Source organism: Bacillus sp. T17B1 (genome assembly GCF_026796395.1).
Classification (GTDB): domain Bacteria; phylum Bacillota; class Bacilli; order Bacillales; family Bacillaceae; genus Bacillus; species Bacillus spizizenii_A.
In genome coordinates this window covers 19,114-39,807 of sequence record NZ_JALAYA010000021.1, presented here as the reverse complement: position 1 = coordinate 39,807, position 20,694 = coordinate 19,114, and the positions used below count along the sequence as shown (strand labels likewise).

General features: G+C 44.5%; 25 protein-coding genes. 13 read left to right on the top strand and 12 right to left on the bottom strand.

Annotated elements, in window-relative coordinates:
• The first annotated feature begins 16 nt into the window (after positions 1-16).
• Together yhaM and yhaL are read left to right on the top strand one after the other, a co-directional pair.
• Complete coding sequence (gene yhaM, locus MOF34_RS11750) at positions 17-961, top strand: 3'-5' exoribonuclease YhaM (protein WP_019713824.1); 945 nt, start codon at positions 17-19, stop codon at positions 959-961.
• Between the two features lie 126 nt (positions 962-1,087).
• Positions 1,088-1,300: a sporulation protein YhaL gene (gene yhaL, locus MOF34_RS11745; RefSeq protein WP_003239506.1), complete on the top strand. Its 213-nt coding sequence runs from the start codon at positions 1,088-1,090 to the stop codon at positions 1,298-1,300.
• A 40-nt stretch (positions 1,301-1,340) separates the two neighbouring features.
• Here the strand turns inward: yhaL and prsA are convergent, their stop codons facing one another.
• The gene (gene prsA / locus MOF34_RS11740; RefSeq protein WP_019713825.1) at positions 1,341-2,204 is read right to left on the bottom strand and encodes a peptidylprolyl isomerase PrsA; all 864 of its coding nucleotides are present in this window, start codon (positions 2,202-2,204) and stop codon (positions 1,341-1,343) included.
• A gap of 159 nt (positions 2,205-2,363) precedes the next feature.
• On the opposite strand from prsA, the gene yhzE1 reads away from it, so the two are divergent.
• A complete protein-coding gene (gene yhzE1, locus MOF34_RS11735; RefSeq protein WP_003327753.1) occupies positions 2,364-2,450 on the top strand; it encodes a sporulation protein YhzE1 in 87 nt (28 codons plus the stop codon).
• A 124-nt stretch (positions 2,451-2,574) separates the two neighbouring features.
• Positions 2,575-2,661, top strand: a complete 87-nt coding sequence (yhzE2, locus tag MOF34_RS11730) for a sporulation protein YhzE2 (protein WP_003155248.1) — start codon at positions 2,575-2,577, stop codon at positions 2,659-2,661.
• A gap of 52 nt (positions 2,662-2,713) precedes the next feature.
• Here yhzE2 and MOF34_RS11725 read toward each other — a convergent pair whose 3' ends face one another.
• Both MOF34_RS11725 and MOF34_RS11720 read right to left on the bottom strand, forming a co-directional pair.
• Positions 2,714-2,896 carry a hypothetical protein gene (locus MOF34_RS11725; RefSeq protein WP_024571667.1) on the bottom strand — a complete coding sequence of 61 codons (183 nt, stop codon included), beginning with the start codon at positions 2,894-2,896 and terminating at the stop codon, positions 2,714-2,716.
• 107 nt (positions 2,897-3,003) lie between these two features.
• Entirely contained in the window at positions 3,004-3,522 is a 519-nt protein-coding gene (locus MOF34_RS11720; RefSeq protein ID WP_019713826.1) for a DUF3267 domain-containing protein, read from the bottom strand.
• Positions 3,523-3,732: 210 nt separating this feature from the next.
• On the opposite strand from MOF34_RS11720, the gene MOF34_RS11715 reads away from it, so the two are divergent.
• On the top strand, positions 3,733-4,074 hold the full coding sequence (locus MOF34_RS11715) for a YhaI family protein (protein ID WP_019713827.1): 342 nt from the start codon (positions 3,733-3,735) through the stop codon (positions 4,072-4,074).
• Here the strand turns inward: MOF34_RS11715 and MOF34_RS11710 are convergent.
• Both MOF34_RS11710 and MOF34_RS11705 read right to left on the bottom strand, forming a co-directional pair.
• Positions 4,071-4,682 (bottom strand): HTH-type transcriptional regulator Hpr, encoded by a 612-nt coding sequence (locus MOF34_RS11710; RefSeq protein WP_268400251.1) that lies wholly within the window; start codon positions 4,680-4,682, stop codon positions 4,071-4,073. The two genes, MOF34_RS11715 and MOF34_RS11710, sit on opposite strands and share 4 nt — an antisense overlap.
• A gap of 177 nt (positions 4,683-4,859) precedes the next feature.
• Positions 4,860-5,216, bottom strand: a complete 357-nt coding sequence (locus MOF34_RS11705) for a YtxH domain-containing protein (RefSeq protein ID WP_003224279.1) — start codon at positions 5,214-5,216, stop codon at positions 4,860-4,862.
• A 129-nt stretch (positions 5,217-5,345) separates the two neighbouring features.
• On the opposite strand from MOF34_RS11705, the gene MOF34_RS11700 reads away from it, so the two are divergent.
• Positions 5,346-5,537, top strand: coding sequence for a hypothetical protein (locus MOF34_RS11700; protein ID WP_268400250.1), 192 nt, complete (start codon positions 5,346-5,348; stop codon positions 5,535-5,537).
• 74 nt (positions 5,538-5,611) lie between these two features.
• Here MOF34_RS11700 and trpP read toward each other — a convergent pair whose 3' ends face one another.
• The 3 genes from trpP to MOF34_RS11685 form a co-directional block, all read right to left on the bottom strand.
• Complete coding sequence (gene trpP, locus MOF34_RS11695; RefSeq protein WP_019713830.1) at positions 5,612-6,130, bottom strand: tryptophan transporter TrpP; 519 nt, start codon at positions 6,128-6,130, stop codon at positions 5,612-5,614.
• Positions 6,131-6,252: 122 nt separating this feature from the next.
• Positions 6,253-7,332 (bottom strand): 3-phosphoserine/phosphohydroxythreonine transaminase, encoded by a 1,080-nt coding sequence (gene serC, locus MOF34_RS11690; RefSeq protein ID WP_268400249.1) that lies wholly within the window; start codon positions 7,330-7,332, stop codon positions 6,253-6,255.
• 145 nt (positions 7,333-7,477) lie between these two features.
• A complete protein-coding gene (locus tag MOF34_RS11685) occupies positions 7,478-7,915 on the bottom strand; it encodes an HIT family protein (RefSeq protein WP_019713832.1) in 438 nt (145 codons plus the stop codon).
• Positions 7,916-8,402: 487 nt separating this feature from the next.
• Here MOF34_RS11685 and ecsA point away from each other — a divergent pair, with 487 nt between their 5' ends.
• Genes ecsA through MOF34_RS11670 form a run of 3 tightly spaced genes read left to right on the top strand, consistent with a single transcriptional unit; the run spans position 8,403 to position 11,100 of the window.
• Complete coding sequence (gene ecsA / locus MOF34_RS11680; RefSeq protein WP_019713833.1) at positions 8,403-9,146, top strand: ABC transporter ATP-binding protein EcsA; 744 nt, start codon at positions 8,403-8,405, stop codon at positions 9,144-9,146.
• On the top strand, positions 9,139-10,365 hold the full coding sequence (gene ecsB, locus MOF34_RS11675; protein WP_268400248.1) for an ABC transporter permease EcsB: 1,227 nt from the start codon (positions 9,139-9,141) through the stop codon (positions 10,363-10,365). The genes ecsA and ecsB overlap by 8 nt, the downstream gene beginning before the upstream one ends.
• Before the next feature lie 24 nt (positions 10,366-10,389).
• Positions 10,390-11,100: an EcsC family protein gene (locus MOF34_RS11670; RefSeq protein ID WP_019713835.1), complete on the top strand. Its 711-nt coding sequence runs from the start codon at positions 10,390-10,392 to the stop codon at positions 11,098-11,100.
• 17 nt (positions 11,101-11,117) lie between these two features.
• Here MOF34_RS11670 and sndC read toward each other — a convergent pair whose 3' ends face one another.
• The 4 genes from sndC to hmoB all read right to left on the bottom strand — a co-directional run bounded on the left by sndC (position 11,118) and on the right by hmoB (position 14,717).
• Positions 11,118-12,308 (bottom strand): N-acetyl amino acid acetylase SndC, encoded by a 1,191-nt coding sequence (gene sndC / locus MOF34_RS11665; protein WP_268400247.1) that lies wholly within the window; start codon positions 12,306-12,308, stop codon positions 11,118-11,120.
• Between the two features lie 73 nt (positions 12,309-12,381).
• Complete coding sequence (locus MOF34_RS11660; protein WP_268400246.1) at positions 12,382-13,773, bottom strand: hypothetical protein; 1,392 nt, start codon at positions 13,771-13,773, stop codon at positions 12,382-12,384.
• Positions 13,774-13,852: 79 nt separating this feature from the next.
• Entirely contained in the window at positions 13,853-14,167 is a 315-nt protein-coding gene (locus MOF34_RS11655; RefSeq protein WP_268400245.1) for a hypothetical protein, read from the bottom strand.
• A 49-nt stretch (positions 14,168-14,216) separates the two neighbouring features.
• A complete protein-coding gene (gene hmoB, locus MOF34_RS11650) occupies positions 14,217-14,717 on the bottom strand; it encodes a heme-degrading oxygenase HmoB (protein ID WP_268400244.1) in 501 nt (166 codons plus the stop codon).
• 121 nt (positions 14,718-14,838) lie between these two features.
• Between hmoB and MOF34_RS11645 the strand changes: the two genes are divergently transcribed.
• From MOF34_RS11645 to hemY, 4 genes are all read left to right on the top strand, one after another.
• Positions 14,839-16,983, top strand: coding sequence for a transglycosylase domain-containing protein (locus tag MOF34_RS11645; protein WP_268400243.1), 2,145 nt, complete (start codon positions 14,839-14,841; stop codon positions 16,981-16,983).
• 121 nt (positions 16,984-17,104) lie between these two features.
• On the top strand, positions 17,105-18,166 hold the full coding sequence (gene hemE / locus MOF34_RS11640; RefSeq protein ID WP_166853731.1) for a uroporphyrinogen decarboxylase: 1,062 nt from the start codon (positions 17,105-17,107) through the stop codon (positions 18,164-18,166).
• Positions 18,167-18,237: 71 nt separating this feature from the next.
• Entirely contained in the window at positions 18,238-19,170 is a 933-nt protein-coding gene (gene hemH / locus MOF34_RS11635) for a ferrochelatase (RefSeq protein ID WP_268400242.1), read from the top strand.
• Positions 19,171-19,184: 14 nt separating this feature from the next.
• On the top strand, positions 19,185-20,597 hold the full coding sequence (gene hemY / locus MOF34_RS11630) for a protoporphyrinogen oxidase (protein ID WP_019713843.1): 1,413 nt from the start codon (positions 19,185-19,187) through the stop codon (positions 20,595-20,597).
• Positions 20,598-20,694: the final 97 nt, after the last annotated feature.

The following is a 20,694-nucleotide window of genomic DNA, read 5'->3' as shown; positions in this document are numbered from 1 at the left end:
AGGGAGCTTTAATAGAATGGCAAAAGGGATTATGCTACATGAGGTTGGCGAACAGGTGGACCAATATCTATTGATTAAATCCTCGACGAAAGGGATTGCAAGCAATGGAAAACCGTTTTTAACGCTAATGCTGCAAGACCAGTCAGGTGATATTGAAGCAAAGCTGTGGGATGCCAAGCAAAGTGATGAAGTGACCTATGCGCCGCAGACGATTGTCAAGGTCGTGGGGGATGTCCACCATTACCGCGGGCGCAACCAGCTGAAGCTGAGAAACATCAGACCGGTGAGCGAGCATGAAAACGTGAATATTGATGATTTTTTAGAAACCGCTCCGATACCGAAAAATGAAATGATGGACACCATCACTCAATATATATTTGAAATGAAAAATCCGAATATCCAACGGATCACAAGGTTTTTAGTCAAAAAACACGAAACTGAATTTATGGATTATCCGGCGGCTACGAAAAACCACCATGAGTTTGTTTCAGGTTTAGCGTATCATGTTGTCTCTATGCTGAATCTTGCGAAATCCATTGCAGATTTATATCCGTCTCTTGACCGCGATTTGCTTTATGCCGGCGTTATCCTGCATGATCTCGGAAAAGTAAAAGAGTTGTCCGGCCCTGTTTCCACTTCGTATACGGTTGAAGGGAATTTACTAGGCCATATTTCGATTATGGTCACAGAGCTGTCAAAAGCGGCTGAGGAGCTTCAAATCGATTCTGAAGAGGTGTTAATTCTTCAGCACTTGATTTTGAGTCATCACGGCAAAGCGGAATGGGGCAGCCCAAAACCGCCGATGGTGAAAGAAGCGGAAATTTTACACTATATAGACAACCTGGATGCAAAAATGAACATGATGGACAGAGCGCTTGAGCGCGTGAAGCCAGGTGAATACACTGAGCGTGTATTTGCGCTGGAAAACCGCTCCTTTTATAAACCGACATTTCATCAATAATCGTAAAAGGGCTGATGCTGAAACACTCAGATCAGTCCTTTTTTATGTGCTTTTGCCGCTCATAACTCGTCTCATTCCCGCATATGGTTAAGAATAAAGAATCTATGCAAAAAGGGGGAGGAGCCCGTGTTATTTTTTCCATGGTGGGTGTATCTATGTATTGTAGGCATCATTTTCAGTGCATATAAACTTGTGGCGGCAGCCAAAGAGGAAGAAAAAGTAGACCAGTCTTTTATTGAAAAAGAAGGGCAGATTTATATGGAGAGGATGGAAAAGGAGAGAGAACGCCGCAGTTCTCAACAGCATGATGAAGAAAATCCAAACCACTCCATTGCATAAAAAAGCTGTGCAGCTCAATGAGCCTGCACAGCTTTTTTTATTATTTAGAACTAGAAGTGCTTTCGCTTGTTGAAGATGTATTAAATGTGTCTTTCAGATCTTTATCTTTTACTTCGATATCAGCTTTCTTCATGACTTTTTGAACAGCTTCTTGGATAGCTGTGGTGTCATTTAGTTTTTGTTCAAGCACTTCAGATTTCAATTCTTTTTTCATATCATCGTATTTGCCGCGTTCTTCAGTCTTTTTAATGATGTGGTAGCCGTATTGTGTTTTGACAGGATCACTGACCTCACCTGTTTTTAATTTGAATGCAGCTTTGCTGAATTCATCCACCATACCGTCTTTTGCGAACCAGCCAAGGTCCCCGCCTTGTGAAGCAGAGTTATCTGTAGAGTATTCTTTTGCAAGGTCTTCAAATTTCTCGCCTTTTTTCAGCTTTTTCTCTACTTCTTCAGCTGTCTTTTTATCAGCGACAAGGATGTGGCTTGCACGGATTTTGTCTTTTAAGCCTTCCCAGTACTCTTTAGTATCAGCATCTGTTACTTTGATGTTATCTTTAGCTGCCTTTTGCGTGAGCAATTCATATTTTACTTGCTCTTTAAGGTAATCCTTACCATATTGTTCTTCGAGAGCAGTATATTGATCGCCAAGCTGTGTTTTGTATTCTTTAAGCTTGTTGTCAATTTCTTTATCTGTCACTTTATATTTCTTGTCCAATACTTTTTCTTGCACCAGCTGTGTCAGGACACTTGCACCAGCTGTTTTCTTCATGTTTGTGTAAAGTTCGCCTTTTGTAACATCGCCTGCGTCTGTTTTTGCGATGACTTCTTTGTCGCCACTGCTGCAAGCACTGAGAGCGAGGATACTTGAAGCAGTGATAGCTGCTATTGCGATTTTCTTCATTGTTTTCAAACACTCCTAATCATTCCAAATTAAAGTACCTATGCGTATCATAACATATTGTGGCATTCTGTAAAAAGATTTTAAATAAAGGGCATTCGTCTAGTCAAACTTTTGCTGATGGCATACTTATATATTGATCAAGAAAAGGAGGTATGTAACATGAGCGGAGGATACTCTAACGGATTCGCGCTGCTTGTAGTACTGTTCATTTTGCTTATCATCGTAGGTGCAGCTTACATCTACTAAGCAGCCCGGGGATCGCTTACAAGATAAGCGATCCTTTATTTTCACTAGCGCCTAATCGTTTCAAACATGAATTGCATAAGATGTAATTGGTAAATAAAGCTTTTTACAGGAGGTGCTTTTTAAGATGGGTGAAGTATTTGCAGGCGGATTCGCTTTATTGGTTGTGTTATTTATCTTATTGATTATCATCGGCGCTTCTTGGCTGTACTAATCAAAATAAAAAAGCATAGCTGCTGAATCAGCAGCTATGCTTTCTTGCGTATTTACACTGTAAAGGAGATCTCCACAAACGAAGAGATCAGTAAAATTAATATAGATACGTTAATAAATCGGAATACCTTATCTTGCCGCTCTTCAGGAATCTCTCTGACAAGGCATAATGTATTGGTGAGCCTGTTTATGAAATATAAAATAAACACGGCAGCCACGATAAAATAGAATAAAATGATGGGAGATTCCCCCTCTCTCTGAACTGTCCCATATTACATTACCAAATATTTATCAAAAAAGATAGAATGCAGATTGAAAAATCGCCACTGGCGCCAAGGTGTGGCTACTTTTCAACAAGAATATCCAAGCCATCTGCTTCCTGATCAATGAATGCGGCTTTCGGCGCTTTTATCAGCTTAAGAGCCAGCAAGAAGTCAGGCAGACAGTAGCCGGCATGAATGCCCGATATCATGCAGAAATAATGGGCGTGATTCGGAAAAGCCAGCGCGGCGTAAAACAGTACAGGCGTAATCAGCAAGAACGGGCTTACGAGTGAAATCAGCATTGTTGTTTTTGGTATTCGTTTCCATGTGCGCATGCGTAGTATATAAAACTTTTTTTCTATTTTTCTTTTTTTGCAGATGATTGGCAGGACATGGATGACTTTATGTACAAATAAAATAACGACGAGCAAACCGCCGAATAAAGGTACATATTCATCGCTTAAGCTTGTGCCAGGCCGCAGCAGCTCAAATGCTAAAAAGGTAGATATAAAAACCAAAATCATAAAACATACAGCAGTTAATATTATGCGAACGGCACCATAATCCTTCATGAGATTTATGGTCTTCCAGCAATTCATCAAAGTCATCCTTCCATACATCATCTTGAATAGAATCTCAAAATAATTTACTCCTCCCAAGAGAAAAAATCAATGCTTTTTTAAGAAAAAATATCATCCGGCAGGTATTTTTTTGAAACAAGCAAACAAACTGTGAAATATGGGGTTAGAACTTTCTTCTCAGTGCATTATCAGCTAAAATAAGATTAAAGATAGAAAGAAGTGGTGTGGATGGATTCGATGGATCATCGCATTAAGCGATTAGAATATTACATACAATTATTAGTGAAAACAGTAGATATGGACAGGTACCCCTTCTATGCGCTTCTCATTGATAAAGGGCTGAGCAGGGAAGAAGGGGAAGAGGTTATGAGGATATGCGATGAATTGTCGGAAGAGCTGGCAACACAAAAAGCGCAAGGATTTGTAACCTTCGATAAGCTCCTTGCGCTTTTTGCCGGACAGCTGAATGAAAAGTTAGATGTTCATGAAACGATTTTCGCCCTGTATGAGCAGGGGCTTTATGAAGAGCTGATGGAAGTCTTTATCGACATCATGAAGCACTTTGATTAACTGTTTACAGGTTCGAGTTCTTCTGCCGGTGTATCTGCCGCACTGTCCTTTGCTTTTTTCTTCAGTTTTCCGTTTGCGCTTTCAAAGTCTTTGTCAATATTGGTGAGTGACGTTTCGAAAATTTCCATAAAATCATCGCCGTAGATATGGCGTATCATACACATCATTTCAGCCACTTCAGGGAATTTTCCGAATAAATGATACAGAGGCTGTGACCCTTTAAAAACCGCGTTGCGAGTCGGATCAAATTCCTCTAGCAAGCTCCAGAATACCTCGGTGCCTTCCTCAGTCAATTGAACGTATGTGTTCCGTTTATCATTCAGCCGTTTAGAGAACCTTAAATATCCTCGTTCTTCCAGCTTTTTTGAAAAGTTGAATGCGGTTGATACGTGCATGACCCCGAATTTCGCGATCTCAGAAATGGAAGCTCCATTCAGTTGATACGCAATCCATAAAATATGATGCTCATTGATATTCAGGTCATACGGTTTGAGCCATTGCTGCCAGTCCTTTTCGATCGATTTCCAAAGAGCCTTGCTAAGCTGAGCCATTTTCTGGGTGAAGACAAGAGCCTCTTTCACATCATAGGGCGGTTCCACTCGATTCATTACGTCACCTGCTTCTCTTTTTCTTTTTCTCTATTATGCCAATAAAATAAAGATTAATAAAGATGAAAATGTAAGAATTTTTTAATAAATTCACGAACCATTGCGGTGAGAGGCTTTTTCGGCATAAAAAAATGCGGGTCCCATTTTGGCCCGCATTTTTTTCTTTTGAATAGGATATTAGTTTTGTAAGGTTTTCTCCAGCTGTCTGATCTTCTCTTCAATATCAGCGATTTCTTTTTGCAGATCCTGCTGATGAGGCTTGATCTCTTCCTGCCATTTTTTAATTGACGTTTGGAGCTCGCCGCTTACGTCTTTAATGACGTCTGTACTTTCCTTTGCCGCTTTGATCAGCTGGTCTTTTAATGCAAGCCCGTCTGATTTTAAGCGTTTGATCGTTTCTTCGAAAGAATCATAATTGGTTTTCATTTTTTCACGCAGCTGTTTTCCTGAGGAAGGTGCAGATAGAAGAACTGCTGCTCCTCCGATGATGCCGCCTACGAATAGTCCTGTTAATAGAGAACGTCCGTCCGCCATTACAATCACCCCGTCTTTTTCTTGAAAATAGGATTCATTCAGTATTTTTCATTTTTGTTGAAAGCCTGAACTTCTATACATAGCTTGCTTTATTTTAGCATATTTTTTAAGTGAAAAGGAGGGAGAAGGTTGTCTGTCTTTATGATTGTGTTATCCTGCATCACCCTTGCCTTCGCTACAGGCGCTGTTTACTATATCAAACTTCTCAGCCAGGCTGCTTCTTATCCGCCCAAGAAGGTCATCCGGCAGAAAGCGCTTGTTTGTTCAACCGGAACCGCCTTTACACTATGTCTTATCTTTTTCACAAAACTCTTCGCTTAAAACATGCTGACATGCTGCAGGCTCTCTGTTCGAAAAAAACCTCTCCCGCAAGCGGAAGAGGTTTTGGGTGACAACTATTTAACAGCTTCCAAAAAGCTCGAACGTCTTAAAATGGTTTGGATAATCGGATAAATAATGATCATTGCAATTGCATTCAGCACAGTTGCCGGCAGAACAACAGCTGCAAACAGTGCGGCAAAACCGCCAGGCAAACCGACGATCATTAAAGCTGACGATAAAAATACAATTCCCGATAAGATGGTCCCGATCGCTGTCAGCACAGCGGCTGCACCTGTTTTCTGGCTCTTTCTGAACAAGAGGAACAGGAAGAAAAACAGAAACGCGGACACGGGTTTATCGATGATATTAGGAATCTGTCCGGCTGGAAATGCGGTTGTAAGCGCGGAGATGATTCCGGTCACAATCCCGATGACGAGTACGTTTTGCACCCGCGGGAACAGAAGGATGCCCATGAACATCATGATCAGCATCATATCTGGTTTCATGCCGCCTAAAAAGGGCGGTATAATGGAATGAAGCGCTGCGCCGATTGCGGCAAACAGAGCCATAATGACTAACTCTTTTGTTTTCATCTCTATGCTCTCCTCTGCTAAGCTTTTTGCCCTCCAATAATATGCTCGTCATTTATTGCGAAGGCTTAAAGAATGTATATGCAAACAGTATATCAAACGGATCGTTTGCATAGCCAGACTTTTTACTCATTTTTTTGCTGGAATTTCTTCATGAACGCAGCTAATTTTTCACAGTCTTTGAGAGACACCGCGTTATAAATAGAAGCGCGGCAGCCTCCTACTGAACGGTGTCCGCCAAGGCCGATCATTTTTGCTTCTTTTGCTTCCTGAACGAATGTTTTCGTCAATTCGTCATCACGAAGCGTGAAGGTAACATTCATGCGTGAGCGGCTGTCCGTTCTGGCATGGCCTTTATAGAATCCGTTGCTTTCATCAATGCAGCTGTAAAGAACTTGTGCTTTTTGCTCATTGCGAAGTTCAGCAGCTTCTACACCGCCGTTTTCCTTCAGCCATTCCAGTACAAGGCTTAGCATATAAATGGCAAATGTCGGCGGCGTGTTGTAGAGTGAGTCCGCTTTGACATGCGTTGAATATTTCAGGATTTTTGGAACGTTCGCATTTTCATTCTGCAGCCATGTTTTTTTCATGATGACAACTGTCACGCCGGAAGGGCCGAGGTTCTTTTGAGCGCCTCCGTAGATCACGTCAAACTTGGATACATCAATTTTTCTGCTTAAAATATCGCTGGACATGTCAGCGACCAGCGGAATAGGGGAATTCGGGAATTCCTGCCACTGTGTCCCGAAAATCGTATTGTTGGACGTGATATGTAAATACGCCCCGTCTCTTACATCCGTAAGGTCAATCTCCGGAATGTAGCTGTAATGATCCCCTTCACTTGTAGCTGTCACAGAGGTGTTCCCGAACAGCTTTGCTTCCGCGAGGGCTTTTTCGGACCAAGCCCCTGTCATCACAAAATGCGCGGTTTTCTCAGGTGTTAGAAAGTTCATTGGAAGCATTGAGAATTGAAGGCTTGCCCCGCCTTGAAGAAACAAAATATCGTAATTTTCCGGGATGCCCATCAGTTCAGTTAAGTGACTTTTTGCTTTTTGGTGCACCGCTTCATACTCTTTGCTGCGGTGGGAAAGCTCCAAAACAGACATGCCGGATGCGTTAAAATCAATAAATTCTTTCTGTGCTTTTTGCAGAACTTCCAATGGCAGCGCTGCAGGACCTGCGTTAAAATTCGTTGTACGTTCCATCATGATCTCTCCCTGTTTTCCACGTTAATGTATAAAATAATACAATTATCCTATCACAAAAATTCAGATTTTTGATAAAAAATTAGAATAATCAAAAGAAATTGACGGATGTTTGCGAAATGTTCACAAATAAAATAACCTCATCTTATGATGAGGCCAGGCGTTTTGCGATAGAGGAAGAGATGTCCTGCAGATCCTCCGGTTTGTAATCATCAGCATGTGTTTTCCAAACCGCTCCGAATCCATCTCCTTTTCCGTAGCGCGGGATAATATGCATATGGTAATGGAAAACAGATTGTCCTGCTTTTTCGCCGTTATTGTTCAGCGTATTTAAGCCGATCGGTTCAAACTCATCCCGGATAGCGCGGGCGATTTTCGGAACGGCGTGAAAATATTGTTTTGCTAATTCATCCGTAAACTCATACACATTTTCGATATGGGTTTTCGGAATGACAAGCGTATGACCTTTTGTCACTTGGCTGATATCAAGAAAGGCCAGTACATGCTCATCTTCATACACCTTTGCGGACGGAATGTCACCGGCGATAATTTTACAAAAGATGCAATTCTCTTCACAATGCATGAGGGTTCCTCCTTATGAAATTGTTTAGTATGTATATACTCATCGTACCACAGAAATGCAGAGAATAGAAAACAGGATGAACGGCGAGCGTTCACCCTGAATGCAGAGGAAGAGCTTATATGAAGAAAATGTGATATGCCTTTGGTAAGCACCTCATTTGTCAATAAAATGAAGACTTGTTTAATGCCTAACGATTCCTGCGATAAACACCTCATTTGACAATTTGCTTCATAGATGAAGAATTCATCAATTTAGTGAAGAGAAATGGTTTCAGCATTGGACATGTTTATTTTCTATCCAACTGTATCTAAGACGTCTTTGACAAACACCTCATTTTTCAGTTGATATGCTTTTCCTCTACGACCATTATGATGTCCAGAAACCTGTCTCTTTATGACAGCAAATTCATCATTTCTTAAAAGGGAATTGTTTCAAATCAGGGCTTGTTTTTGGTACTATGAAGAAAAACAATATAAGGGGAGAAACTATGTCTCTGCTATCGGTAAAAGACTTAACCGGCGGATATACAAGAAATCCGGTTTTAAAAAACGTATCATTTACCCTTGAACCGAATCAAATTGTCGGCTTAATCGGGCTGAACGGTGCTGGTAAAAGTACAACAATCAGACATATCATCGGTCTGATGGACCCGCATAAAGGTTCAATCGAATTAAACGGAAAAACCTTTGCCGAGGATCCGGAAGGCTACCGTTCACAATTCACCTATATACCTGAAACACCTGTTTTATATGAAGAGCTGACGCTGAAGGAGCATCTAGAATTAACAGCCATGGCATACGGACTGTCAAAAGAAACAATGGAAAAAAGGCTGCCGCCGCTTTTAAAAGAATTCCGAATGGAAAAGAGGCTGAAGTGGTTCCCGGCTCATTTTTCAAAAGGAATGAAGCAGAAGGTTATGATCATGTGCGCATTTTTGGCAGAGCCCGCACTCTACATTATTGATGAGCCTTTTCTAGGGCTTGATCCGCTTGCGATTAACGCGCTGTTGGAGCGGATGAATGAAGCGAAAAAAGGCGGGGCGAGCGTGCTGATGTCAACGCACATTTTGGCAACGGCAGAACGTTATTGTGATTCGTTTATTATTTTACATAACGGCGAGGTGCGTGCGCGCGGCACGCTGTCCGAACTCAGAGAGCAGTTTGGAATGAAGGACGCGGCGCTGGACGATTTGTATCTTGAGCTTACAAAGGAAGACGCCGGCCATGAATAATATGCTTGATATTTGGCAGTCGCGGCTGCAGGAGCATATCAAAGAAACAAGAATGTACATGAAATATATGCTCAACGATCACCTCGTCATTGTCTTAATCTTTTTTCTCGCGGGCGCTGCAAGCTGGTATAGCAAATGGATACGGGACATTCCTGCTCACTTTCCGTCCTTCTGGGTGATGGCCGTGCTGTTTTCGCTCGTGTTGACAAGCTCTTTTGTGCGGACACTTTTGAAGGAGGCTGACCTTGTCTTTTTATTGCCGCTTGAAGCAAAAATGGAGCCTTACTTGAAGCAGGCGTTTGTTTACAGCTATGTGTCTCAGCTGTTTCCGCTGATTGCATTGAGCATTGTTGCAATGCCGCTATATTTCGCTGTTGCACCGGAGGCTTCGCTTGTATCGTACGCGGCAGTCTTTGTTCAGCTTTTGCTGCTGAAAGCGTGGAATCAGGTGATGGAATGGCGTACGACCTTCCAGAATGACCGAAGCATGAAACGGATGGATGTGATCATTCGCTTTGCGGCGAATACGCTCGTTCTTTATTTTGTTTTCCAATCTGTTTATATGTATGCACTTGTAGTCTATGTCATTATGGCTGCTCTTTATCTGTATACGTCTTCGGCAGCAAAACGGAAAACGTTTAAATGGGAGAGCCATATTGAGTCCGAATTGAGACGCAAGCAGCGTTTCTATCGGATTGCCAACCTGTTCACTGATGTGCCGCATTTACGAAAGCAAGCGAAACGCAGAGCGTATCTTGACTTTTTGCTGCGGCTCGTGCCGTTTGAACAGCGCAAAACGTTTGCCTACATGTTTACCCGCGCCTTTTTGCGTTCAAGTGATTATTTGGGGATACTCGTCAGATTAACAATCATTTTCACGCTGATCATTATGTATGTGTCGGCAAGCCCGCTCATTGCAGGGGTTTTGACTGTGTTTACCATTTTCATTACGGGCATTCAGCTACTGCCGCTGTTCGGCCACTTTGACCATCTTGCGCTTCAAGAGCTTTATCCTGTGAATAAAGAAACAAAGCGGAAAAGCTATTTTTCCCTATTGAAAACTGCACTTACCGTTCAAGCGCTGCTGATATCCGCTGCATCAGCCTATGCTGCCGGATTGACAGGTTTTCTTTATGCGCTGATCGGATCTGCCATTCTGATTTTTGTTGTTCTGCCGTCTTATATGACAACAAGACTGAAAAAACATGGAAAGCTGTGAGCTAGCTAAAAAGGGGTAGGTTAAATGACAGACAATCAGCAGCTGATGCAGGAAGCCCTTCAATGGAAAATGCATGTTTTGCGGAAGGATTCCATGTTTGAACGCTTTTCAAAGCGTGTGCAAACGAAGGTGACTGAGCGGATTCCTGAAAAAATCCATACGGTCATCACTGAGAGCGTGAAAAAAATGGTGGAAGCGACGATGGCCGGCTCTAATATCATCACCTATAAGAAGGATACAACCGAACTTTCGCTCAGTGAAAAAAACGAACTAGCGAAAAAAACGGTTGCTTCTTATCAGAAGGTGGCGGCTGCTGAGGGAGTCGGCACCGGAGCGGGCGGCATTATTTTAGGCATTGCCGATTTCCCCCTGCTGCTTTCGATTAAAATGAAGTGTTTATTTACCTTATCCTCCATTTATGGCTTTGATGTGAAGGATCCACAAGAAAGAATGTTCTTGCTGATTGTGTTTCAGCTTGCGTTTTCGAGTGAGGACTGCCGCAAATCGCTTTTTTCTGTCGTCGACAATTGGGAGACGGAGAAAAAGAGCATCGATTGGCGAGTGTTTCAGCAGGAATACCGCGATTATATCGACGTCGTGAAACTTTTGCAGCTATTGCCGGGCGTAGGAGCAGCTGTCGGCGGAATTGCAAATTATAAGCTGCTTGCTCAGCTTGGAGAGACGGCAAGACACGTTTTTCACCTGAGAATATCAAAGGAAACAGCCGGAGAATAAACACTCCGGCTGTTATTTTATAGCTTATGATAGGTGATCGCGGCGGCCGCAAGGACCTTGGCCGCAGTCAGCATCGCTTTTTCATTGATATCAAATTTCGGATGGTGGTGGGAATAAACACGCTCTGACTGTTCAGGAGCAGCCCCTGTAAAGAAAAAGGTGCCTTTAACATTTTGTAAGTAATAAGCAAAATCCTCGCCGCCCATTTGCGGTTCACCGGCAATGACCTGCTGAACGCCCTCTGTGTTCTTTGCGATGCTGACCAAGTGGCTCGTTTCTGCTGGATGATTCACAACCGCCGGATAGCCCCTTTCATAGTTGAACTCATAGGATGCACCGTGCATGCTGCACACGCCTTTTACAACTGCTTCAATTTCATTCTCTAGAATGGTACGGACATCTTCGTCAAAAGAACGCGCTGTACCGATGAGTACCGCTTGGTCTGCGATGACATTAAACGGATTGTCGGCGATGAATGATCCGGTCGAAATGACGGCGGATTGAATCGGGTTGACTTTGCGGCTGACAATGTGCTGCAAAGAGGAAACGATTTGCGAGCCAATCAGGACGGCGTCTTTTGTATCATGCGGATGAGCACCGTGGCCGCCCTTCCCGAGGATTTTTATGGTGAATCGATCCGCCGCCGCCATCATAGCGCCGGGACGGCAGAGAATGGTTCCAATCGGCTCAGTCGCCCAAAGATGCGTGCCGAATATCACATCCGCGTTTTCCAGACAGCCGTCATCAATCATTGGCTTTGCGCCTCCCGGATAATATTCTTCCGCATGCTGGTGGATCATCACAAATGTTCCCTTCAGCTCATGTCTGTTCTGGTGAAGGACCTTCCCCACTGCGAGAAGAGCTGCTGTATGGCCGTCATGGCCGCATGCATGCATGACACCGGGCACTTTGGAGGCGTAAGGAACATCTTTTTCATCTTGAATGGGGAGGGCGTCAAAGTCGGCCCGCAAAGCGACGGTGGGGCCTGGCTCGCTTCCTTCTATATATGCTAAAACCCCTCTGCCGCCGACGTTCGTGCGGATCGGGACGCCTAACGATTCATAATAGGAAGCAATAAATGCGGCGGTTTTTTCTTCTTGAAACGAGAGCTCAGGATACATATGAAAATGGCGCCTGATCTCAACCATTTCTTCAAAACAGCTGTCGAGCTGTTTGTTTATCTCTTTCTGCAGTGTGGATATGGACAAAGCCGCTTCCCCCTTTTTCTATGCTATTCCATGATTGTATATAAAAAATCTGAATATTTCAACTTGTTGCTTTTCAAAGCAACATCATGGCTGCGATGGTTGTCACCGAAAGGCCAATTGCGACGGGAATGAAGTTTTTTCTAGCAAGCTCAAAAGGATCAACTTTGCAAATGGCCGCTGCGGGGATCAGCGCCCATGGGACGAGTGTTCCCCCGCCCACCCAGATGGCAGATATTTGGCCGAGCGCGGTCAGAACGGCGGGATCAGTATGAAGAGCGGACGAAAAGAGCTTGGCGATAGAGCCGGCGAGAGAAATGCCTGAAAACCCTGATCCGTCGAGGCCGGTTATGGCTCCGACGGCAGTTAATACAGCAGCGGCAAGCTCCTTTGACAAGGGCATCATGTGGGATAAAGCAATGCCGAGATCATTGACAATACCGTGGGAGCCTTTAGGGAGTGAAGTGCCTAGTATGTTTTTATAGCCTGAGTCGCCAAGATAAAAGAAAGCGGCAATTGGGATGACGGGGCCGAAAACCTTAAAGCCGAACTGAAATCCATCAATAAAATAACCGGTGATTTTTTCAAGCCCTTTTTGCTTATATACGAGAAAATGAACGATCAGGAGGATGCAGATGGCAGACCCGCCAATTAACGCGGTCGCATCATTTCCCTGTAGGTTAAATAAGAGCATGCAGGCAATATCCGCAAGAAAGACAAGCGGAATCAAAAAAGCGAGTATGGATCGCAGGCGTTTTGGCAAGTACAGCGAGGTGTCTTGCTCGCCAGAATGTACTGGGGAAAAAGAAGCTGAATCCAGCATTTTTTTGCGTTCGCGCTGAATCATGATAAATGCTGCGGTTGTTGTGGTCACGCCCATAATCAGCACAAGTGGAATACTCGCTGAGATGACATCACCGACTGGAATGCCTGCTGCATCCGCTGTCAGCTTTGGCGCCGCCTGTATGACAAAGTCTCCAGACAGAGCAAAACCGTGTCCGAATAAGTTCATGGCCATGGCGGCGGCAATAGGCGGCAAACCGGCGCGGGCGGCTGCTGGGAGCAGGACGGCGCCGATTAAAGCGACACCCGGAGAAGGCCAGAAGAAGAGAGAAATGGCGAACATCAGGCCGCCAATCAGCCAGTAGGCCGTCACAGGACCTTTCACAAGGTTTGCAAATGGAGAAATCATTGCTTCATTTATCCCTGTTTTTGTTAATAAATCACTCATCGAAACGATAAAACAAATGATGAAAATCGTGGGGAGCAGTTCGGCGGCCGCGTAGATAAAGCTGTGGAATAAACTGCTGACAGAAGCTGAAAGTGAATGGCTGGCCCATAGCGATATGATAAAAATGCCGAATAAGGAAATAAAGGTCGTATCTTTCCGCAGCAGCATAAATGTAATGATCGCTCCAATAAAACACACATACAGAACATGGACAGACAAAATCCCGACTTCCATCATTGATCACTCCTTCCGCTTCCTACAGCCTATTCATAGGCGGGCGGAAGGTGCCGGGATGGAGGGCGTCCGATCGCAGATATTACTTCAAATAGATATGAATATGTTTTAGCTGCTCGATCAACTGGTGTTTCAATACTTTTTTAGCCTGCTGCTGATGCTGCGGATAGCATTCGGGTGAAAAAATAACGGCACCGGCAGCGAGCCAGTTTTTTCGGTAGGCGATTATGCTTTCCGAAGGGTCTAAATATGAACCGTCCTCACGCATCATTTCATAATCGTCGAATCCGAATTGGAAGCCGCAGCACGAGCAGATTTCATAGGAGTGATTCCCTTGATCATCATATGCCGGTTCTGTCAGCCCTTTAAACCCGCAGACTGGGCAAATATACTTCATCTAGATTCCCTCCCTTTCGCCATAACAAAAGCTGCCGGCATACCGGCAGCTACTCGACAGCGGAATAAGTGGTGACATACGAAGGCCGGGAAAAGATCGACGTTGTGTCCATTCCGGCAGACGTGCCGCGTTTTTTGTGGGCTTCTTTGTATGAATCGGACTGCTGCCAATCTTGAAAGGCTCTTTCCGTTTCCCACAAGGTGAGAATGACATAGGTGTCACTGTCAAGCGGTCGGAGCAAACGAATCGCTTCAAAACCAGGCTCGTTTTCGACTTTTCCCGCTCTGTTTTTAAATTTGTTTTCAAACAGCGGACGTCCTTCCTGAGTGACGGCAATATTATTCAATACTGCAAAACCGGGATGCTTTATCTCTCCGACTTGGTCAATTACTTCGTAAGCATGTGGTGCCTGGAAAACCGTATCTCCGCTTGTTTCGTGGATCAAAATCGCGTTTTCCTGCCCCTGCATCAAAAGGATATTTTCCAAGGGATGCTTCTTTACGATCGTTTTTAAAAAATCGGCTGTCCCATATGTAATATAAACCTTCATATCAGCCACCTCCTGCTTGCTAGTATATCAAAACAATGGTATAAGTTTCTATTGGCGAGTGCTTCGAACATAATTCCAAACAATTTTTCCCATACTACCTTTAGAAAGGCGAGGTGAGTTCATGTTTAAGATAAAGAATAAGAAACTTTTCATTCCCATCATTATTTTAGTGTTAACTGCTTTTCTCGCTTTAATAGGATATATTTCAATCATTTTTCTCGGTCATTATGTTATAGATGAAAAGAAGCTGATCCTTCATGCATCTTCAAAAATTGTGGATCAAAATGGGGATGAGGTCGCAAGTCTGTTTACTGAAAATCGTGAACCGGTCTCTATCAATGAAATTCCGAAAGAGGTCAGAGAAGCGTTTATCGCAGTGGAAGATAAGAGATTTTATGAACACCACGGTATCGATGTGAAATCTGTTGGAAGGGCAGTGTACCGCGATATATTAGCAGGCGGAAAGGTGGAAGGCGGAAGCACGATCACCCAGCAGCTTGCCAAAAATATTTTTCTGACACATGACAAAACGTTTTTAAGAAAAACAAAAGAAGTGATCATTGCAATCAATCTTGAACGGGATTACAGCAAGGACAAGCTATTGGAAATGTATTTGAACCAGCTTTACTTCGGACATGGTGTCTACGGCATACAAGCTGCGTCCCACTATTATTTTAATAAAGAAGTAAAAGATTTAACTGTATCTGAAGGTGCGGTTTTGGCCGCTATTCCGAAGGCGCCTTCTACGTATTCTCCGGTTTTGCATCCTGATAAAAGTAAGGAGCGGCGTGATACGATTCTTGGCATGATGAATGACCAAGGCTACATCAGTGCAAAAGAGGCTGTCAGCGCGCAGGGGAGGACGCTAGGGCTGAACGTGAAGAAACAGTCGGAAACACCTTGGTTTGACAGCTATATTGATCTTGTGATTGAAGAGGCGGAGGACAAGTACTCGATTTCCGGTGAGCAGCTCCTTCAAGGCGGATTCACGATCAAGGTGCCGCTTGATTCGAAGCTGCAAAAGACGGCTTATCAGGTGATGAAGCTGGATAGCTATTATCCTGGAACTGATCAAAATGCCGAAGGAAGCGCGGTCTTTATCAATAACAAGACAGGCGGTGTGGAAGCGGCGATCGGCGGAAGAGATTACACAGCAAAGGGGTATAACCGTGTCACAGCTGCCCGCCAGCCGGGTTCCACATTTAAGCCGCTTGCAGTATACGGACCGGCGATGCAAGAAAAGAAATTTAAGCCCTACTCTCTATTGAAGGATGAGCTGCAATCCTACGGAGATTATACGCCGAAAAACTATGACAGCCAATATGAGGGCGAAGTGACCATGTCTGACGCCATTACGTACAGCAAAAACGCGCCGGCTGTCTGGACATTGAATGAAATCGGCGTCGAAACAGGCAAATCTTATTTGAAAGCAAACGGCATTGATATCCCTGATGAAGGGCTTGCTCTCGCTCTAGGCGGCTTGGAAAAAGGCGTTTCGCCTCTTCAGCTTGCCGGCGCATTTCATACATTTGCCGCGAATGGAACGTATACTGAACCGTACTTTATTTCCAGCATAAAGGATGAAGACGGAGAAATAATAGCCGAACATAAAGAAGAAGGAAAGCGAGTATTCAGCAAGCAAACGTCATGGAATATGACGAGAATGCTGCAGCAGGTGGTCAAAAAGGGAACGGCAACGACCGGCACTTATCACGGCGATCTGGCGGGAAAAACAGGCTCTACTTCTTATACTGGCGTCTCCGGAGCGACTAAGGACGCCTGGTTTGCAGGCTATACGCCGAAAATAACCGGGGCTGTCTGGATGGGCTATGACAAAACGGATCAAAGTCATTATTTAAAAGGCGGCAGCGCGTATTCGACGAGACTGTTTAAGGATATTTTGACACAGGCTGGAGAAACCGGTTCTGTGTTTACGAAGCCTAAAAACGTCAAAGAACTGGAAAGCCCAATTAAGCTGGAGCCGGTCAAAATGCTGAAAGCAGATTACACATTTAAAGCTGCGGGGCTCTTTACCATTGAATTAAAATGGGACGCTCAAGAGGATGACCGGGCCGTATACAGAATTTATGTAAATAAGGACGGCAAGGAGACGCTTCTTGATTCAGTTGAAGGAAAGGGAAGCTATGAAATCCCTTATGCCAACTTGTTTTCGGGCGCTTCTTATAAAATTGTGCCTTATAATTCACAGACAAAGAGAGAAGGGGAAGGAACCGATTACGTTCAGCCTAAATTGTTTTCCTCATAATGGAATTCGGCGATTTTTTGAACTTTGAGCCTCACTTCTATACCATTTGCCTAAAATAAGGTATAGTGTAATAAGTCAAGAAATACGAACGTATGGTTGCAGTATGAAAGGTGGAAATCAGATGAGTAAACGAGAAACGTTTAACGAGACGTTTTTAAAAGCAGCACGGGGAGAAAAAGCGGATCACACGCCTGTATGGTATATGAGACAAGCAGGGCGATCACAGCCGGAATACCGTAAGCTGAAGGAAAAGTACGGATTGTTTGACATTACACATCAGCCGGAACTTTGTGCGTATGTCACAAGACTGCCGGTTGAGCAATACGGAGTTGATGCTGCGATCCTTTATAAAGATATCATGACTCCGCTGCCGTCAATCGGTGTAGATGTTGAAATCAAAAACGGGATCGGGCCTGTGATTGATCAGCCAATCCGGTCTCTGGCGGACATTGAAAAACTCGGTCAGATTGATCCGGAACAGGACGTGCCGTACGTGCTTGAGACGATTAAACTGCTTGTCAATGAGCAGCTCAACGTCCCGCTCATCGGTTTCTCAGGGGCGCCTTTTACGCTGGCCAGTTATATGATTGAAGGCGGTCCGTCCAAAAACTACAATAAAACAAAAGCCTTCATGTACAGCATGCCGGATGCATGGAACCTGCTGATGTCCAAGCTTGCCGACATGATCATTGTGTACGTGAAAGCGCAGATTAAGGCAGGCGCAAAAGCGATTCAAATTTTTGATTCGTGGGTCGGCGCGCTGAATCAAGCAGATTACAGAACATACATCAAACCCGTGATGAACCGGATCTTTTCAGAGCTTGCGGAGGAGAATGTGCCGCTGATCATGTTTGGCGTAGGCGCAAGCCATCTGGCAGGTGATTGGCATGACCTTCCTCTCGATGTTGTCGGGCTCGATTGGAGGCTCAGCATTGATGAAGCCAGGTCAAAAGGCATCACTAAAACAGTGCAGGGCAACCTGGACCCGTCCATTTTGCTCGCGCCATGGGAAGTCATTGAGAAGAAAACGACGGAAATACTTGATCAGGGCATGAAATCGGACAGCTTCATTTTCAATCTTGGACACGGGGTCTTTCCTGACGTCAGTCCTGAGGTCCTGAAAAAACTGACTGCATTTGTCCATAAATATTCACAAAACAAAAAAACGGGTCAATATTCCTAAGCATATCTTTTGGTATCTGAATGATATCCTGTCAAAATGGTTGTATCAGATTATTAAAGAGGGTGTAAACAGTGAGTAAAAAGAAAATGGGACTTCTCGTTATGGCGTACGGCACGCCTTATAAAGAAGAAGATATCGAACGTTATTATACACATATCAGAAGAGGCAGAAAGCCTGAACCTGAAATGCTTCAAGATTTGAAAGACAGATACGAAGCAATTGGCGGCATTTCACCGCTTGCCAAAATCACAGAAGAGCAAGCGCACAAGCTTGAACAGCACTTAAATGAGATTCAGGACGAGATAACATTTAAAGCGTATATCGGGCTGAAGCATATCGAGCCATTTATTGAAGATGCTGTGGCAGAGATGCATAAGGATGGCATTACAGAAGCGGTCAGCATCGTGCTGGCACCGCATTTCTCCACGTTCAGCGTGCAGTCCTACAACAAACGTGCCAAAGAAGAGGCTGAAAAACTTGGCGGCTTAACGATTACGTCTGTTGAAAGCTGGTACGATGAACCGAAATTCGTGAAATACTGGGTTGACCGAGTGAAGGAAACATATGCGTCAATGCCTGAAGACGAAAGAGAAAATGCGATGCTTATCGTATCCGCGCACAGTCTGCCGGAAAAAATTAAAGAATTGGGAGACCCGTACCCGGACCAGCTTCATGAATCGGCGAAATTGATTGCTGATGGTGCAGGCGTTTCCGAATATGCTGTCGGCTGGCAAAGCGAAGGGAACACGCCTGATCCTTGGCTCGGACCTGATGTTCAGGATTTAACACGTGATTTATTCGAACAAAAAGGGTATCAGGCATTCGTATATGTCCCTGTCGGATTTGTAGCAGATCATTTAGAAGTGCTTTATGATAATGATTATGAATGTAAAGTGGTCACTGACGATATCGGCGCAAGCTACTACCGCCCGGAAATGCCGAATGCAAAGCCGGAATTTATTGATGCATTAGCAACAGTTGTATTGAAAAAATTAGGACGTTAAAGAAGGCGATGAACATGAGTGACGGCAAAAAACATGTAGTCATCATCGGCGGCGGCATTACCGGTTTAGCCGCCGCCTTCTATATGGAAAAAGAAATCAAAGAAAAAAATCTGCCCCTTGAGCTGACGCTTGTTGAGGCAAGTCCTAGAGTCGGCGGGAAAATCCAAACCGTCAAGAAAGACGGCTATATCATTGAAAGAGGGCCTGACTCATTTCTGGAACGGAAGACAAGCGCTCCGCAGCTTGTCAAAGATGTCGGCCTTGAGCATTTGCTTGTCAACAACGCGACAGGTCAATCCTATGTGCTTGTAAACCGCACCCTGCATCCAATGCCGAAGGGCTCCGTGATGGGGATACCGACAAAAATCGCGCCGTTCGTTTCAACTGGTCTGTTTTCTGTGTCAGGGAAGGCAAGGGCCGCTATGGATTTTATCCTGCCTGCAAGCAAGTCAAAAGACGACCAGTCATTGGGAGAATTTTTCCGCAGGCGTGTCGGAGATGAAGTGGTTGAGAATTTAATCGAGCCGCTTCTATCAGGCATCTACGCTGGCGACATAGACAAGCTCAGCTTAATGTCGACTTTTCCGCAATTTTATCAGACGGAACAAAAGCACAGAAGCTTAATTCTCGGCATGAAAAAAACAAGGCCTCAAGGCTCCGGGCAGCAAATCACAGCTAAAAAGCAAGGGCAGTTCCAGACCCTTTCAACGGGTTTGCAGACCCTTGTAGAAGAGATTGAAAAGCAATTAAAGCTGACGAACGTGTACAAAGGCACAAAAGTGACCAAGATCAACCGAGGCGGCACTGGCTACTCGCTCGAACTGGATAACGGCGTCACACTTGATGCTGAATCAGTGATTGTGACTGCTCCGCATAAAGCGGCTGCAGGAATGCTACCTGAGCTACCTGCCATTTCTCATTTGAAAAATATGCACTCCACATCTGTGGCAAATGTCGCCTTGGGCTTCCCTGAAGGCGCTGTCCAAATGGAGCATGAGGGAACGGGCTTCGTTATCTCAAGAAACAGTGATTTCGCGATCACAGCCTGTACGTGGACGAACAAAAAATGGCCGCACGCAGCGCCGGAAGGCAAAACGCTGCTTCGGGCGTATGTCGGAAAAGCCGGAGACGAATCCATTGTTGATCTCTCAGATAACGACATTATCAACATTGTGTTAGAAGACTTAAAAAAAGTCATGAACATAAACGGGGAGCCGGAAATGACATGTGTCACCCGCTGGCCTGAAAGCATGCCGCAGTACCATGTCGGCCATAGGCAGCGCATCAAAGAGCTGCGCGAAGCACTGGCCTCCGTATATCCGGGTGTCTACGTGACAGGCGCTTCTTTTGAAGGTGTCGGAATTCCCGACTGCATCGATCAAGGAAAAGCTGCCGTGTCTGACGCGCTTACCTATCTATTCAGCTGAAAAATCTCCGCTCTGCGGAGGTTTTTTTGTTGTGCAATGGCAATATTGTGTAAAAAATGATTGAATTGATCAGCAGGTTATGATACATTTGCATATG